Genomic DNA, 15,657 nt, shown 5'->3' with positions numbered 1-15,657 from the left:
CGTCATCCGACGTGTCCCAACGCTCTGAGCTTGGCGCGGGCCACGTCCTCCGTGAGCTCCTCGGGGGCCGTGGACAGGCCCGGCGGCAGGCTCCCGCGCCGCTCCCACAGCCGTACGGCGCACAGGGCGTGCAGCGAGAGCGACAGGTCCATCATCTCGCTGGAGTTGCCGCCCCCGCAGACGTGGTTGAACTGCACCCCGCCGCCGAGCAAGTACACGGACTTGTCCGGGAGTTGGTATTCATCGAGGCCGGTGGAGACCGACAGCACCTTCTTCGATGCGGCGGCCAGCGCGGGCACGTCGATGGCGTCCGGGTAGTGCCCGATGTTGCCGAGCACCACGCCGTCCCGCAGCAGGTCCAGGTCGTGGCCGCCGATGACGCCGTGGGTGCCGGTGGCCACGATGACGACGTCGGCGTTGCTCAGCGCGTTGGTCAGCGAGTCGATCCCGTGCCCGGCGGCGGCTGCCCGCAGGCAGGCCACGGCGGAGACGTCCACCACCGTCACCCGGGCCCGGAGCGCCGACACATAGGAGGCGATGCCGCGGCCCGCGGTCCCGTACCCGATGACCGCCACGTGCTTGCCGCTGAGCTGCATGCCGGTGGCCCCGATGACGGCGGCGGCAGTGGACTGCCCGGTGCCCATGGGCGTCTCGATGGCGTTCTTGAGCGGGTTGTCCACCAGCGACAGGACGGGAACCGTGAGCGGCGAGCCCGCCGCGGCCAGCGCCTGCACGGTCTGCGTTCCGCTGCGCGAGTGCACGGTCGCTCCCGCCAATTCCCATGCTGCCTGCGGGTGTTCGGCGCAGGCTACGAGAAGGGAGGAATTGTCGATGAGTAACTGCGGCCGGAAGTCGTCGAGTTGGGCGGGGAGGTGGCCGGGGTCGGCGCCGGGTGACGGGGTGAGGACCCGGATCGTACGGTGCCGCTCCAGTTCGGTCACCGCGCCCGCGTCCACGGTCCTGGGGTTCGACGGGTGCAGCAGTATGTGCGCCCCGGCGTCCTTGAGGGCGACCAGCAGATGGGCGCTCTCGGGGCTGATGTGCAGGGCCGCGGCGATCCGGACGTCGCGCAGCGGCTTCTCGGGGCGGAACCTGCGGCGGAGCCCGGCCAGTACCGGCATCTGCCGCCAGGCCAGCTTGATCCGCGCGCGCTCGGCGGCCTGGGTCCGTACCGCGGCGGCCGGGCGGCCGGCCACCGCCTCCTCGGGTGGGGCTACGGCCATGTCCGTACTCTCTCCTCTTCCCGGGCGCCGGGGTATACCCCGGCGCCCGAAGGCCGGTCCGGCGGTCTCGGCGTCACGCCTGGGACTTCCACAGCCGGCACATCGACACGAGCCCGTCGGGGTTCTGCGGCTTGCCGTTCTTGGCGAGGACCTCCTCGGCGGGGCAGCCGCTCAGCCAGGGCTCGTCCTTGGCCTGGAAGGCGGCCTGGGTGAACAGCTCGAACTCGTTGTGCTGGCGGTTCAGCCGCAGCCCGCGGTCGGTCATCGTGGCGAAGTGCATGGGCTCGTCGAACAGCACCGAGCAGACGTAGCAGCGGCCGTCCGGGAAGATCGACAGCCGGTCGAGGGAGCAGCCGACGCAGCCGCGGTACCCCTCGTCGATGTACCGCTCCAGCTTCTGCGGGCCCGCGTAGGTCGGCGGGTACCAGATCGACGTCCGGTAGTCGTCCTTGATCGACTCCAGGTACTCGTAGAAGTCGATCCAGCGCTGCGGGGAGAGCGACCACTCGTCGGCGTTGGCGATGCCGCGCCCCTCCTCGGAGAAGACGTGGAAGTTGACCATCTTGACGCCGAGTTCGTCGGCGAGCGCGAGGAGCGGCGCCGCGTCGTCGATGTTGAGCTGGGAGATCGTGCAGATCAGCCGCACGTCGTAGCCCGCCGCGATGGTCTCGCGGATGCACGGGACCGTCTTGTCGAACATGCCCTCGCCGCGGATCGCGTCGTGCGTGGCGGGGCTCGCGCCGTCCAGGCTGAACGAGATGTAGTGCAGCTTCGCCGGGTCGATCTTGTCGATGGTGCGCTCCAGCAGGCCATTCGAGTTGATCATGATCTGCTTGTAGCCCAGCTCCTCGGCGTAGTCGACCATGCGGGGCAGGTCCGGGTGGAGCGTGGGCTCGCCGCCGAGGAAGGTGATGTACTCGCCGCCCAGGGTGCGGCAGTAGTCCATGATGTTGCTCGCGCGGTCGAACGTCAGCGACAGTCCGCGCTCCAGCCGGTCGCCCATGTAGCAGTGCCCGCACCGCAGTTGGCACTTCTCGGTGACGTACAGATAGATGTTGTGGAACCGCTTGTAGTGGACGCGCGAGCGGTCACGGGAGCTGGTCACGCTCTCCACGGGAACAAAGGTAGCCATTGCGCACTCCCCGTTCGGAAGGGTTTCCGGGAAGGTTCGGCGAGGCGGCGACGGAATCGGACGGGACCCGGCCGGCGGCGCGTGAACCCTGGCACATGCGTGGTGCTCCGCGCGGCGGACGTCAGCAGGCCCTGGAGCGGGAAAGGGATTCCCGATCGGATCGGGCGCTCGACACGGCAATTCGGCCGGTGGTCACCGCCGCACGCCATCGAACGTAAGGCGGGTGTTCCAGGGGATGTGAGAGTTATTCCAGCCGCGCCCCGAGGTCTCCGGGGGCCTCGGGGCGCGTGTAATCGACACCGAAGCGGTGCGCGGGCGGGTGCGCCCCGGAGCGTGTCAGGGGCGAGTACCGGGCACGCCCCTGACGCTGTGAACAGGGCGAGCGCCGCGCGGACCGGCGCGGGAACGCCGCCGCGGCCGGGGAGGCGAGGCCCCCGGCCGCGGCGGTGTCCGAAAGATGACGCTCGGCGCAGGTAAGGTAACGCTTAGTTGATACCCCTCAACGCCGTTGCCACGGGCGTCAGTTCACACACGGCACGCCGCCCGCCTTCACCGCGGGCCCCGACGTGTCGTCGTCATCGTCCTTCGAGGACTTCGACGAGGACCCGCCCGAGTCGCCGCCCGACGTGGCGTCATCGGACTTGCCGTCCGCGTCGGCCGGGAGCTTGAAGTCCTGACCGAGCGTGACGCTGACGTGCCCCGCGGGCACCGACGCGCTCGCGACGGGCGCCGCCGTCTTCAGCCGGTCCGCGATCTGCTGCGCGGCCTTCTGCGCACCGCTGCCGTACGCGATCGTGGTGTGCGGCTGCGCCGCCGCGTCGCCCGCGGTCCCGGCGGTGTAGCCGAGCGCGACCAGGGCCTTGAGCTCGGCGTCGGCGATGCCGTTGCCCCCGTTGCCGTTGTTCACGTCCACGGTGCCCGGGGCCGCCTTCTCGGACTTCTTGCCGCCCGAGTCCTTCGAGTCCTTCGAGCCCTTCGAGGCGTCGGCGGTGGCGAACGCCTGCTGGACGATCTTCCTGACCTGGACCGGGTCGACCAGGTTGACGGACTCCTTGTTGCGGGTGCCGAACCCGGTGATCGGCAGGGTGTGGAAGACCACGTTGCCGCCGGTGAGATTGGGCGCCTGCTGGGCGAAGTCCAGCACGTCCCACGACTGGTCGAGGACGAGGTCCTTCTTGACGACGTCGAAGAGCCCTTGCAGCTTGCCCAGGTCGCTCCACGCGCCCTGGCTCTTCAGCTCATGGGTGACCGACGAGATGAACGCCTGCTGGCGGCGGGTGCGGTCCAGGTCGCCGTTGAGCAGCCCGTGGCGCTGGCGCACGAAGGCGAGCGACTGCTTGGCGTCGAGCTTCGAGACGCCGGCGGGGAAGTCCGCGCCCGAGTAGTGGTCCTTCACCGGGTGCTTCAGGCAGACCGTGATCGGCTGGAGCACCTTGGCTATGTCGTAGAAGCCGAGCAGGTTGACCTCGGCGAAGTGGTCGATCGGCACGTCCAGGAACTTCTGCACCGTGGCCAGCGTCGCCTGCCGCCCGGCCTCCCGGCTCTTGCCCTCCAGCTTCGCGCCCTTCATCCCCTGCGCGGCGAGCTTGTCGTGGGCCCCGGCGTAGGCGTTGGAGTACGCCTCCTTGATCTTGAAGTGGCCCTGTACGGAGCCGTCGCCGTTGTAGGTCTGCACATAGTCGTCGCGGGGCACCGAGAACGCCTGGACCTTGCCGCCGTCCTTCGGTATGTGCATCAGGATCAGCGTGTTGGTGTTGTAGTAGCCGATCTGGCTGGACCCGGCGTGCAGCTGGTCCTGCACGAACTCCTTGGGCAGGTCCTTGCCGTCCATGTCCTTGCGCGAGTCGAGGCCGATCAGCAGCAGGTTCACCGAGCTGTCGAGGTGCTTGGGCGCGTTCTTCTTGATGGAGTCCAGCGCGTTCGACGTGGTCATGCCGTCGGTCAGCGAGTGGTACGCGTACCAGGTGACCCCGCAGCCGATCAGTACGACCGCGGAGGCGGCCCAGACCATGGCGCGCAGCGCCAGCACCATCCGCGGCGGCCGGCCCGCGCGAGCGGAAGCCGCTCCGCCGCGGGGGCGGGCGCGGCGCCCGCGGGACCCGTGCCTGTTCGGCCCCGACTGCCGGGACCTGCGCTCCTCAGCCATTTCCGCGCCTCCCGCGCCCCAGGCCCGCCAGGCCCCGTACGGCCAGTACCGCGAGCACCGCGCACTCCGCGGCCGCCATCGCCGGGAAGCCGGCGACGGCCCAGCGCACCAGGTCGGTGCTGAGCGTCTTGCCGGACGACTCGCCGAGCAGCCCCGCGCCCACGGTCACCGCCGCCACCACCAGCGGGGGCAGCGGCACCACCCACCCGAGGGCGCGCCGCCGGGCCGCCAGGACGGTCGCCCAGCCCGCGCCCAGCACGGCCCCGGCCATCAGCGTCCACCCCGGACCGGAGCCGATCACACTGTCCACGGCGACGCCCAGCAGCGGGGGCACCACCAGGGCGACGGCCACCGCGCCCCGATTGCCGCTCCGGGCGGCGGGCGCGCCGCCCGCCCGCGCGGAGCGGCGCCCGCCGGCCGCCCGGGGGGAGCCGGCGGCTCCGGAAGGGGCGGGCTCGGCCGCGGGGGCGGGCCACTCCTGCGGCGGATACGGGCCGCCGCGAGCGCCCCGGCGGGTCTGTCCGCCGCCTGCTGCTCGTGCCTGTTGTTCTTGCATACGTCCGCTCTCACCAGTCCGTTCGGCGGTCCACCGGCTTCCCCCCACCGGCCCGTTCCGGCCATGCCAGCGCTCTCCGGCCAGTGAGACGGTCCGTTCGCCGAGTCAGTTGCCTGGTCGCGCAAGCTGGCAAGCATCTATGACGAGGGCCACACGGGTGGGCGGCGGGCGGGGTCGCTAATATAGTTGCAAGATTGCGCAATTGAGCAACTCGTAACAACTCGCGGGGCCGGTGAACCGAGGGGAAGGGGCAGTGGAGTTGTCGCAGGAGCACCAACCGCCGACCGGGAGCGCCAATCTGCGCATCGGGGCGGCCGTGGCCCAGGTCGAGGGCCTGTACAGCGCCCTGCGCACCACTGCCCCCGGAGCGCGAAGAGACCGGCTCATGGCCGACCTCGCGCGGGCCGGGCGGCGGCTCGCCGCCGTCACCGAGGCGACCGCCTCCGCGAGCGGGGGCGCCGCGGACGGCGGGACGGTCGTGCCGCCCCGGTCCCGGTGGCAGCGCCGCCGCGCGCTCGCGGCCCGCGGCGCGGGCTGGCTCGCCGCGCGAACGGGGCCGTGAGGCGGACGGCAGGCGGGAAGGCCGGCCGGGGCCCGTGGCGCCGGCCCCGGCTCGTACCGCCGGCCCCGGCTCGTACCGTCGGCGGGCGCTAACCCGCTGCCGGGGTGCTAACCCGCTGCCGGGGTGCTTCCCGGCGGCCGAGGCGCGTCCGGCGTCCAGCGCATGGTCATATCGGGCAGATTCTCCATATTGCGGCTGCCGTCATTGGTGTCGAGCACCGTGAAGCCGTGGCGCTCGTAGAACCGGCGGGCGCCCGTGTTGAGCTGGAACACGCGCAGCGACATCCCCTCGGGGCTGTGCCGCCTCGCCTCCTCCAGGAGCAGCGTGCCGATGCCCCGGCGGCGGACGTCCGGCCGCAGATAGAGGTGTTCGAGCATGTCGCCCTCCAGGGCGGCATAGCCGAGCACCTCCTCGCCCAGGACCGCGACCCACACCCGGCACTCCTTGAACACGATGTGCTCGATCCACCACGTGACCTCGTCATCACCGCGCTGCCGCGCCGGGAGGTACGGCATCGTCGCCGACCGCGAGTCCATATGGATGCGTGCGATCACCGCCGCGTCCGCAGTGTCCGCGTCCCGTATCCGCACCCCGTCGCCATGATTCACGGGGGCGACCCTACAACGGCCCGCCGACGGCGCCGCCGGCCCCACCGGCCCCGCTGTCGAGCAGGAAGTCGGCCGCCTTCTCGCCGATCATGATGGTGGGGGCGTTGGTGTTCCCGGAGGGGACCGACGGCATGACCGACGCGTCCGCCACGCGCAGCCCCGCGACGCCGCGCACCCGCAGCTCCGGATCGACGACCGCCAGCGAATCCTGGCCCATCCGGCAGGTGCCGACCTGATGGTGGTACGTGCCGACCGCGCGCCGTACATAGGCGCGCAGGTCGGCGCGGGTACGGGCGTCCGGCCCCGGAGCCGCCTCCGCCTTGCGCCAGTCGTCGAACCGCGCGCTGCGGCCGATCTCCCGCGCCAGCTCCACCGCGTCCACCAGCGACTCCAGGTCGTGCGGCTCCGCCAGCACATTCGGGTCCACCAGCGGCGCGGCCTCCGGATCCGCCGAGGCCAGCCGCAGGGCGCCGCGGGAGAGGGGGCGCACGATGCCGGGGGCGATGGTGTAGCCGTGCTCGGGCACCGGATAGGACTCGGCCGGGTAGACCAGCTGCATGAACAGCGGCTGGAGGTCGGGGCCCGGCCGACGCCGGTCCGTGGCGGCGAACAGCTGGCTCTCCAGAAGGTTCGCGCGCCCGTCCGGCAGCGGCCGCGACGCCTCGTAGACGTTGCTGACCAGCAGATGGTCATGGAGGTTCGCGCCGACCCCGGGAAGGTCCGCGACGGGCTCGACCCCTACGCGCCGGAGCTGGTCCGCGGGCCCGACGCCGGACAGCAGCAGCAACTGCGCCGAGCCGACCACGCCGCCGCACAGGACCGTCTCCACCGCCCCGTACGCCCGGTGGAGCGCGCCGCCGGCCGCGTACTCGACGCCGACGGCCCGGCCGTTCTCCAGCAGCACCCGGTGGGCCCGCGCGCCGGTGGTCACCCTCAGCGCCGGATGCGCGGCGACCGGCGCCACGAAGCTCCGCCAGGCGCTCATCCGCCGGCCGTCGCGGATCGTGACGTGGTTGAAGCCCGCCCCCGTCATCCGCTCGCCGTTGAAGTCGTCCGTCGGCGCGTGACCGAGATCGACCGCCGCCGCCACGAACGCCTCGGCGGCGGGGTGGGGCCGGGCGATACGGGCGACGGGGAGCGGGCCGCCCCCGCCGTGCCAGGCGCTCGGGCCGTCGGCGTGGTCCTCGGAGCGCAGGAAGTACGGCAGCACGCTGTCCCAGTCCCAGCCGGGACAACCGCCGTACGCCCAGGCGTCGTAGTCACTGCGGTGCCCGCGTATGTAGATCATGCCGTTCAACGAGCCGCTGCCGCCGAGCACTTTGCCGCGCGGCCAGGTCAACGAGCGGTTGTTCGCGTGTCGTTGAGGGACCGTCATGACCGACCAGTCCATCGTCGAACCCATCAGCCGGGGCCACCCCTGCGGGCTGTGCACGGCCGGATCGTCGTCGGACGGGCCGGCCTCCAGGACGTGCACCGAACACCCCCGGTCGAGCAGGCGCCGCGCGATCACACTGCCCGCCGAACCCGCGCCCACGATCACATAGTCGTGCTCGACCCGCCCCGGCTCCGCCACGGCCACCAGCTCCCGACGTCTCGACGCTGCGGGCACATGCTAGGCCCTGTCGTCAAAGTCCCGTCGTTCGCCCGGAGGGCGGGCTCCGCGGCGGCTGGTGCGTGCTCTCGCAAGGCGGAGGGTCATCCCTGTACTGGGCGTACCGGGATGATCCCGACAACGCGGCGAGAGTGCGTGCCAGGCGTCGCGGAGCAGGCGGGAGTTTGACGACAGGGCCTAGGGGAAGCGCCGGGGAAAGACAGGGTGTCCGTGGGGCCGACAGCCGCTTATGAGCCGCCGGTCCCCGAGGCCGACACAGGCTCTCAGTACTTGCTGCCGGGAATTCCCGCGTCGCGCGGGCCGTACGGAGCGTCGTCCAGCCAGCGGCCCGCGCGGCGGGAGCGCGGGGCCGAGGCGGCGGCCAGGCGCTGCGCGGCGCGGCTCCACGGGGAGGTGAGGTGCGTCAGGGCGCGGCCCGAGGCACGGCGGTTGAGGGTCGCGGCCCGGCGGCGCGCGTCCGCGTAACCGGCGACGTCGCCCTCGGCCAGCGCGCCCGCGGCCGCCGCGGCGTCGGCGATCCCGGAGTTCAGGCCCCGCGCGCCGAACGGCGCGAAGAGGTGCCCCGCCTCCCCGGCGAGCAGCACCCGGCCGTGCGCGTCGACGAAGGAGTCGGCGACGGCCTGCTGGAAGCGGTACCGCGAGGACCAGGTGACGGCGGCGGGATGCCCCTCGGGCAGCAGGGCGGGCAGCCAGTCGGCCGCCGACGCGGCGACGGCGGCTGCGTCATCAGGGTCGGCAGCCGCCTCGCCGCCGCGCCCCGCGCACTGCACGTCCACGCGCACGCCGCCGCGGAACGGGGCGATCAGCACGTTCCGGCCGCCCAGCCGCGGATCGCGGTAGTGGAAGACCCGCTCCGCGGGCACCGGATGAGCGGGGTCGTCCGCGACGTCGAGAACGATGAACGTATGGGGCGAACGGGGCCCGCGCAGCCGCACGCCGATGGCCTCGCGGACCGCGGACCGGGCCCCGTCGCAGCCGATCGCGTACGCGGCGCGGTGCACGTCCTGCGGGGTCCGCACCAGCACCCCGTCCGGCGCCGAGGACAGCGAGCGGACCGGGGCCTCCCAGCGGACGTCCACCCCGGCGCGGACGCAGGCGGCCCGCAGCTCCTCCTCGATGACGGGCTGCGGGAGGGCGGAGAACGGCGCCCGGTGCACCGGGGGCGGGTGGTACGTACGGCGGTGCACCTCGCGGCCCGCGTAGTGCGTGCTGCGCGCGCTCCAGACCAGCCCGCGGCCGACGAGGGCCGCGCCGAGGGCCGGATCGGCGCCGGCCAGCGTCGCCAGGGACTGCCGGTGCAGGAAGATCGCCCGGCTGCCGGGCCGGGGCGCGCCGCGGGCCGAAGCCTCCAGCACGGTGACGCCCAGCCCGCGGGCGCGCAGCAGCAGCGCCGCGGCCAGCCCGACCGGACCCGCGCCGACGACCAGCACGGAGGGATGGGGGGAAGTCGAACGGTTCGTCATGACGGGCTCCTAGTCCTGGAGTCGGGCACGGGCGACCTTGCCGCTCGTGGTGGTGGGGAGTTCGGGCAGGAACGTCGTACGGCGCGGGATCTTGTACGGGGCCAGCAGGCCCCGGCAGTGCGCGATGATGGCGTCGCCGTCCGGGCACGTGCCGGGGACCGCGGCGATCCAGGCGCGGGGCGCCTCGCCGCGCACCGCGTCCGGCATCGCCGTGACGGCGACGGCGGCCACCGCCGGATGCGCGGCGATCACGCGCTCCACCTCCGCCGGATAGACGGAGTAACCGCCGCACAGGATCACGTCCTTGAGCCGGTCCACGACCGTGACCTCGCCGTCCCCGTCCACCCGCCCCACGTCCCCGGTGCGCAGCGCGCCGCCGGGCGTCCGCGCGCGGGCCGTCGCCTCGGGGGCGTTGAGATAGCCGGGCGTGACCATCGGGCCGCTCACCAGCAGTTCGCCGTCCTCGCCGGTCCGTACGGCAGTGCCCGGCACGGCCGGGCCGGAGGTGCCGGGGTGACCGGCGTCGGCGGCGGGGGTGAGCGAGGCGAGCCCCGCCAGCTCGGTCATGCCCCAGCCCTCGGCGAAGACCGCGCCCGAGCGCTCCTGCCACTGGACGGCGAGCCGCCGCCCGGCGGGCTGACCGGCCGAGAGGGAACAGCGCACCGGCCCCAGCGGCAGTTCGGCCTCGGGGCGGGCCAGCAGCCTGCGGTACATGGTCGGCACCCCGGCCAGCACGGTGGGCCGGTGGCGGCGCAGCGCCTCGGCGACGGCCTCCTCGGAGAACCGGGTGAGGATGACGACCGCGGCGCCGGCGGAGAGCGCGGCGTTCAGCACGTTGGCGCCGAAGGTGTGGGCGAGCGGGAGCGGGCTGAGGACGGTGTCCTCGGGCCCCAACTCCAGCCGCTCCGCGATGTTCTCACCGCCGAGGCGGACGGCGCGGCGCGATTGGAGCGCGCCTTTGGGGCGTCCGGTGGTGCCGGAGGTGTAGGCGATGGTAGCGATCTCGTTTTCGGCCTCGGTCTCGGTCTTGGCCTCGGTTTCGGAGGGGTCCGCAGCCGTCGTACGGGACGGGCCGTCGCGGGCCACGGGGAGTGGGTCGGCGGCCAGGGCGCAGGCGGCCCCGCTGTCGTCGAGGACGTGGCGGATCTCGTCCGGCGCGGAGGCCGCGTTGAGCGGGACGCTCACGGCGCCCAGCTCCGCCAGCGCCAGGTAGTCGACGACCCACTGCCGGCCATTGGGGCGGCAGAGCAGGGCGCGGTCGCCGGGCCGCAGGCCGGCGGCGGTGAGTTCGGCGGCCCTGGCCGTGACGGCGGCGGACAACTCGCGGTAGCTGATGGATCCCTGACTGTCTATCAGGGCGATACCGGGATGCCGGTCCGGGAACATGAGTACTCCTCGTGGGGTGAAGGGGAGGCGCCGAGCCTCATGGCGCGGGCTGCCAGGCCGTCGCGGCGGCGTGCACCGTCCGCAGGACCTCGGCGTGGCTGCGGCCGGGGTCGTCGAGCAGCAGCCCGCCCGGCCGGCTGCCCATCGAATAGTGGGTGTCGAAGAACGTGGCGACCTCGGCGGCGGCCGTCGCCCCGCCGGGCCGCGGCGCGCAGACCCAGGTCACGGGGGTGTCGGTGGCGGCGACCGCCTCGACCAGCGCGGGCAGTTCGGCGGCTATCCGCTCCGGCGCGAGCCGTACGGACAGGACGAGCCGCCCCGGTTCGCGCGCGGGGTTGAGGGCCACGCACCGCGCGGCGACCTCGCGGGGCCGACAGCCGGGCCGCAGCCGCAGTCCGACGGCTCCGCCGTCGGGCCGTGGCGCGCTGCCGTCGGCGGCCCATCGGACGCTGCCGCCGACGGCCTGCGGGCAGTCGTCCAGGAACGCCATCATCTGCGGGAAGTCGCCCAGCCACGGCGCCGAACGGCCGGCCGCCGTCCCGTACTCCTTCGCGATCCACCGGGCCTCGCGGGGCATCCGGCCCGGCGCCGGATGGTCCCCGGTGACGACGGTCACCGGCACCCCGGTCGCGTACCGGACCAGCCCCGCGGCCGCCGCCAGCAGCGCCCCCGTGGCCTGCCCCCCGAACTGCAGCCAGAACGCCTCGTCGCTCGCGCTCGGCCTCGGGGGCGGTGTCGCCGCCGCTCCTGGAGCGGGGGCCGGTGCCGGGGCCGGGGCCGGGGCCCGCGTGGCGTACGAGCGCGCCTGCTCCCGCCCCACGACCCGCTGCCGCGGCGCCCGGCCGGAAGGACCGGGAGGCCCGGCGAGCTCGGAAGAGCCGGAAGGTTCGGAAGGCCGGGCGAGTTCGGAAGGACCGGGAGGCCTGGCGGGCTCGGAAGGTTCGGAAGGCCGGGCGAGTTCGGAAGGACCGGAAGGCCCGGCGAGCTCAGAGGGGCCGGAAGGTTCGGAAGGTTCGGAAGGCCCGGACGTCGCCGCCCCCGATTCCGGGGGCGATTCCAGCGGGTGCGCCCGCCCGGCGACTACCGGCCCGCGCCCGTCGCCGTCCCGGCCCGCGGGAACGAGCAGCGGGTTGAAGAGTTCGCGGATGAACAGCCAGGGCAGGTCGCCGTCGAGCACCACGTAGGACTTGAAGACGGCGGGCAGCACGCGGCCGTCGCGCTCCCACCCGGCGACGCCGACCTCCACCAGCCGCCGGCCGCGCATGGCCCCCGCGGCGCGCAGCCCGTAGCCGATGGGGGTGCGGGCGCTGCGCACGCACGCGGCCAGCGCGGGGTCGCCGGGCACCAGCCCGACGACGCTGTTCAGCGATACGGGCGTCAGCTCGGCGTCGGCCGTCGCCGACCGGCGCACCAGGACCGGCTCGTCCCCGCCGACGCCGAGGCACCGGCGGATTAGGGCGTCCTGCGCGGCGGCCGGCGCCACCCCCTGATGCAGGACGCGCAACCGCAGCGGGGTGCGGAGCGCGGACTCCAGCAGCGTGGTGGTCAGACCGTCACTGGCCAGCAGCATCCGCGTCAGCGGGCTGCTGAACCGGGCGACGTCGCCGAGGTCGAAGGGGCGCGGGGCCGACGGTTCCGGGGGCCCGACGTCAGCCGCCCGGCGGTCGGTGCTGGGGTAGCGGAGCGAGGCGGTCACGGGGGCTCATCGCCTTTCCATGAGCTGCGCGGACCCCAGGGCCGCGGAGGCCCATTCCGCGTCGGCGTCGGCGTCCGCCGCGCCGTTCCGGGCGCGGGGGAGGGAGCCGGCGCGGCGGGCGCGGGCGGCGCCGGCGAGCTCGCGCAGGAGGTCGGCGGTCGTGTCCCAGCCGATGCAGGAGTCGGTGATGCTCTGGCCGTGGACGAGCGGCTTCGTGGGGGAGCGGTCCTGGCGGCCGGGGACCAGGAAGCTCTCCAGCAGCACCCCGCGGAGCGCGGTGTCGCCGTCGGCGATCCGTACGGCCAGGTCCTCGGCCACGGCGGGCTGCCGCTCGTGCCGCTTGCCGCTGTTGCCGTGGCTCGCGTCCACGACGATCCGGACCGGCAGCCCGGCGTCGGCCAGCGCCCGGCCGGCGCGGCGGACGTGCGCCGCCCCGTAGTTGGGGCCGTCCGCGCCGCCGCGCAGTACGAGGTGGCAGTGCGGGTTGCCGCTGGTGCGCAGCACCGACACGGGTCCGTCGGCGGACGCGCCGAGGTAGGCGTGCGGGGCGGCGGCGGCCCGTATCGCGTCGACCGCGATCTGCGCCGAGCCGTCGACGGTGTTCTTGACGCCGATCGGCATCGGCAGGCCGCTGGCCATGTCCCGGTGCACCTGGCTCGCCGCCGTGCGGGCCCCGACGGAGCCCCAGCTGACGACGTCGCCGAGGTAGGCGGGCGCGAGCGGGTTGACCCATTCGCAGCCGACGGGCAGCCCGGACTCGGCGATGTCGAGCATCAGGGACCGGGCCTCGGCCAGGCCCCGGCCGACGTCGGCGCCGCCGTCCAGGCCGGGGTCGCCGACGAGGCCGGGCCAGCCGAGGCAGGTCCGCGGCTTCTCGCCGTAGACCCGCATCACGACGAGCAGGTCCTCGGTGAGTCCGGCCGCGGCGGCCCGCAGGCGGGCGGCGTAGTCGAGGGCGGCGGCCCGGTCGTGCACGGAGCACGGCCCGGCGATGACGAGCAGCCGGTCGTCCTGGCCGTCGAGGACCCGGACGATCTCGTGCCGGGACGTCGAGACGGTGTGGGCGGCGTGGTAGGTCAGCGGCAGCCGTTCGGACATGTCGGCCGGGCTCTCCAGGGGGAGGGCGCGGGTCTGGCCGCCGGTGGGCCGTACGCGGTGTCCTTCGCCGCGGTGCGGTCCGAGGGGGTCGGCCGGGGCAGTCATGGCGGTTCGCTCCTTCGGTGTCTCGGGTCGGGCAGCGGGTGGGCGGTCCGGGGCGGTCATGAGGTACGGCCTCCCTCCGGGCTTTCGGCGGCGCCGTGCTCCATGCCGTGCCCGCCACCGCCGCCGTGTTCGGTGCCGTGGCCCATGCCGGGGCGCATGTCCATGACCTGGCCGGGCATCACGGAGAACGGGCGCATCATGGCCTCGTCCTCGTGCTCGAGGATGTGGCAGTGGTACATGTAGCGGCCGCTCGCGCCGTCGAACCGGCCCAGTACGGAGACCAGTTGGCCGGACCCCGCCGGCGGCGGAGTGGTGTCGCCGACCCGCACGGTGTCCTTCCAGCCGCGGCCGGCGCCCTCGGTGGGCACCTCCTCGGTGAAGGTGACGGGCGTGACGGTGCCGTGGCCGCGCACGGTGCCGTCGGCGCGCAGCAGCGGCTGGAAGCCGCGGGCGTCGAAGTTCTGCCGGCGCGTCTCCTGGAAGCGGATCAGGTGGATGTGGAAGGGGTGCACCGGCCCGCCCAGGTTGAGGACGTTCCACTGCTCCCAGCCGTCCTGCCGCACCATGAACGTCGTGGCGTCGTCGAACAGCGTCGCCACCCGGCGCAGCGTCAGCAGCGGCCGGCCCGGCCTGCGGACCTGGACCACGCCGTCGCTGGGGATCGGCACCGACGAGGCGTCCTCGACGGTCTCCATCTCCCACATCATCGGCATCCCGGTCGCGTCCGGCGGGGTCAGCACGACCCACCGGTGCTCGTGGTCGGGGGCGGTGGCGTGGCTCAGCCGCTCGTAGGACGGGCTGAGGCGGGGCGGCAGCGCGAACGGGTCGTCTTCCTCCCGGTCCTCGACCCGGAACTGCATCACCTGGGGCGACGGCGCCGGGCCCGGCGGGTTGGTCGAGACATTGACCCAGTGCACGCGCATCCCCCGCAGCACGGAGAAGTCGGCCAGTACGTCGGCGCGTTCGCCCGGCGCGAGGGTCAGCCCCTCGGCGGGCAGCGGCTCGGGCTCGGGCAGCAGCCCGCTGTCCGTGCCGATCTGGTGGAAGGCCCGGTCCACGAGCTCCCGCTCCACCGGCGTCCCGTCCTCGTAGCAGAGCCGCAGGGTGAAGAAGCGGGCGTTCGAACCGTTGACCATCCGGAATCGGTACCAGCGCGCGGCCACCTCCAGATGAGGCTGGATCACGCCGTTGACCAGGGTGTACGGCCCGTAGAAGGGGAGCGGCACATCCTGCTCGTTGCGGAAGACCTTGTGCATCAGGCGGCCGGTGAGGCGGCCCTCCCAGTCGGTGTCCAGGTTCCGGTCGCACAGCACGAGCGGTATCTCCTGGGGGCCGTCCGGCAGGCCGAGGGCTTCCTCCTCCTCGTCGCGGATCCAGTACATGCCGGTCAGGCCCGTCATCACGTTCAGCGAGGTGATGTTCATGGCGTGGTCGTGGTACCAGAGGGTGGTCGCCGCCTGGTCGTTGGCGTACTCGGAGAGCTGCGTCTCGCCGGGGGCGACCGCGTTGTCCGTCCAGCCGTCGTTGCCGCCGCCGGTGCGCGCACCGTGCAGGTGCACCACCGTCCAGGGCGGCAGCTTCGGCGCCCCCCGGTCGAACGTGTCCGCGTCCGGGTCGTAGCCGGGGAGCATGGTGTTCGCCTGGACCTTGGTCTCCACCTTGATCAGGGGGTACGGGCCGCTCAGCCCGTTGGTCCACGCGACCCGCAGCCGGGCGCCGCGCCGTACCTCGACGGTCGGTCCGGGGATCTGCCCGTCGTACGCCCACATGAGCGACGGCGGGAGCTGCGAGTGCAGGGGGAGGAGGACGGGGCGGGTCGTGACGGTCAGCTCGGCCAGTCCGGTGCCGGGGTCGGTCTCCGGGCGCAGGACCGGGGGGATTCGCAGGGGGTCGGCGAACGGCTCCAGCGGCGCCGGTTCCGCCGTCGTCTCCGGTGCCCGCGCCGGCGCCGTGGCGGCTGTCCGCTCGGGCTCCGTGATGGCGGGAGCGGACTCCGGGGCGGTGACGGGGGCGGGGGCCGGTTCGGTGAGGGTCTCGATGAGCTCGGGCATTTCGGGGCTCTTTTCGTGG

The 15,657-nt window shown here is 73.8% G+C and carries 12 protein-coding genes; 1 reads left to right on the top strand and 11 read right to left on the bottom strand.

Annotation, left to right across the window (positions count from 1 at the left end):
* Window positions 1-2: 2 nt before the first annotated feature.
* The 4 genes from AB0I49_RS20240 to AB0I49_RS20225 form a co-directional block, all read right to left on the bottom strand.
* Complete coding sequence (locus AB0I49_RS20240; protein WP_363228372.1) at window positions 3-1,223, bottom strand: adenosylhomocysteinase; 1,221 nt, start codon at window positions 1,221-1,223, stop codon at window positions 3-5.
* 73 nt (window positions 1,224-1,296) lie between these two features.
* On the bottom strand, window positions 1,297-2,355 hold the full coding sequence (locus AB0I49_RS20235; protein ID WP_363228371.1) for a radical SAM protein: 1,059 nt from the start codon (window positions 2,353-2,355) through the stop codon (window positions 1,297-1,299).
* A gap of 520 nt (window positions 2,356-2,875) precedes the next feature.
* On the bottom strand, window positions 2,876-4,387 hold the full coding sequence (locus AB0I49_RS20230) for an LCP family protein (protein WP_363228370.1): 1,512 nt from the start codon (window positions 4,385-4,387) through the stop codon (window positions 2,876-2,878).
* A 106-nt stretch (window positions 4,388-4,493) separates the two neighbouring features.
* The gene (locus tag AB0I49_RS20225) at window positions 4,494-5,057 is read right to left on the bottom strand and encodes a DUF6542 domain-containing protein (protein WP_363228369.1); all 564 of its coding nucleotides are present in this window, start codon (window positions 5,055-5,057) and stop codon (window positions 4,494-4,496) included.
* A gap of 253 nt (window positions 5,058-5,310) precedes the next feature.
* Here AB0I49_RS20225 and AB0I49_RS20220 point away from each other — a divergent pair, with 253 nt between their 5' ends.
* Window positions 5,311-5,619: a hypothetical protein gene (locus AB0I49_RS20220; RefSeq protein ID WP_363228368.1), complete on the top strand. Its 309-nt coding sequence runs from the start codon at window positions 5,311-5,313 to the stop codon at window positions 5,617-5,619.
* A gap of 107 nt (window positions 5,620-5,726) precedes the next feature.
* On the opposite strand, the gene AB0I49_RS20215 is transcribed toward AB0I49_RS20220, so the two are convergent.
* The 7 genes from AB0I49_RS20215 to AB0I49_RS20185 all read right to left on the bottom strand — a co-directional run bounded on the left by AB0I49_RS20215 (window position 5,727) and on the right by AB0I49_RS20185 (window position 15,638).
* Window positions 5,727-6,155: a GNAT family N-acetyltransferase gene (locus AB0I49_RS20215; protein ID WP_363228419.1), complete on the bottom strand. Its 429-nt coding sequence runs from the start codon at window positions 6,153-6,155 to the stop codon at window positions 5,727-5,729.
* Window positions 6,156-6,237: 82 nt separating this feature from the next.
* Window positions 6,238-7,836 carry a GMC family oxidoreductase N-terminal domain-containing protein gene (locus AB0I49_RS20210; RefSeq protein ID WP_363228367.1) on the bottom strand — a complete coding sequence of 533 codons (1,599 nt, stop codon included), beginning with the start codon at window positions 7,834-7,836 and terminating at the stop codon, window positions 6,238-6,240.
* Window positions 7,837-8,102: 266 nt separating this feature from the next.
* Window positions 8,103-9,302, bottom strand: a complete 1,200-nt coding sequence (locus tag AB0I49_RS20205; RefSeq protein ID WP_363228366.1) for an FAD-dependent monooxygenase — start codon at window positions 9,300-9,302, stop codon at window positions 8,103-8,105.
* A gap of 9 nt (window positions 9,303-9,311) precedes the next feature.
* Window positions 9,312-10,688, bottom strand: a complete 1,377-nt coding sequence (locus AB0I49_RS20200) for an AMP-binding protein (protein ID WP_363228365.1) — start codon at window positions 10,686-10,688, stop codon at window positions 9,312-9,314.
* Between the two features lie 37 nt (window positions 10,689-10,725).
* The gene (locus tag AB0I49_RS20195; protein ID WP_363228364.1) at window positions 10,726-12,384 is read right to left on the bottom strand and encodes a 3-deoxy-7-phosphoheptulonate synthase; all 1,659 of its coding nucleotides are present in this window, start codon (window positions 12,382-12,384) and stop codon (window positions 10,726-10,728) included.
* 6 nt (window positions 12,385-12,390) lie between these two features.
* Window positions 12,391-13,587, bottom strand: a complete 1,197-nt coding sequence (locus tag AB0I49_RS20190) for a 3-deoxy-7-phosphoheptulonate synthase (RefSeq protein ID WP_363228363.1) — start codon at window positions 13,585-13,587, stop codon at window positions 12,391-12,393.
* Between the two features lie 56 nt (window positions 13,588-13,643).
* The gene (locus tag AB0I49_RS20185) at window positions 13,644-15,638 is read right to left on the bottom strand and encodes a multicopper oxidase domain-containing protein (protein WP_363228362.1); all 1,995 of its coding nucleotides are present in this window, start codon (window positions 15,636-15,638) and stop codon (window positions 13,644-13,646) included.
* Window positions 15,639-15,657 lie beyond the last annotated feature (19 nt).

The sequence above is a fragment of the Streptomyces sp. NPDC050617 genome (assembly GCF_040654795.1).
Lineage (GTDB): Bacteria > Actinomycetota > Actinomycetes > Streptomycetales > Streptomycetaceae > Streptomyces.
This window is presented reverse-complemented; position numbering and strand designations above follow the sequence as displayed.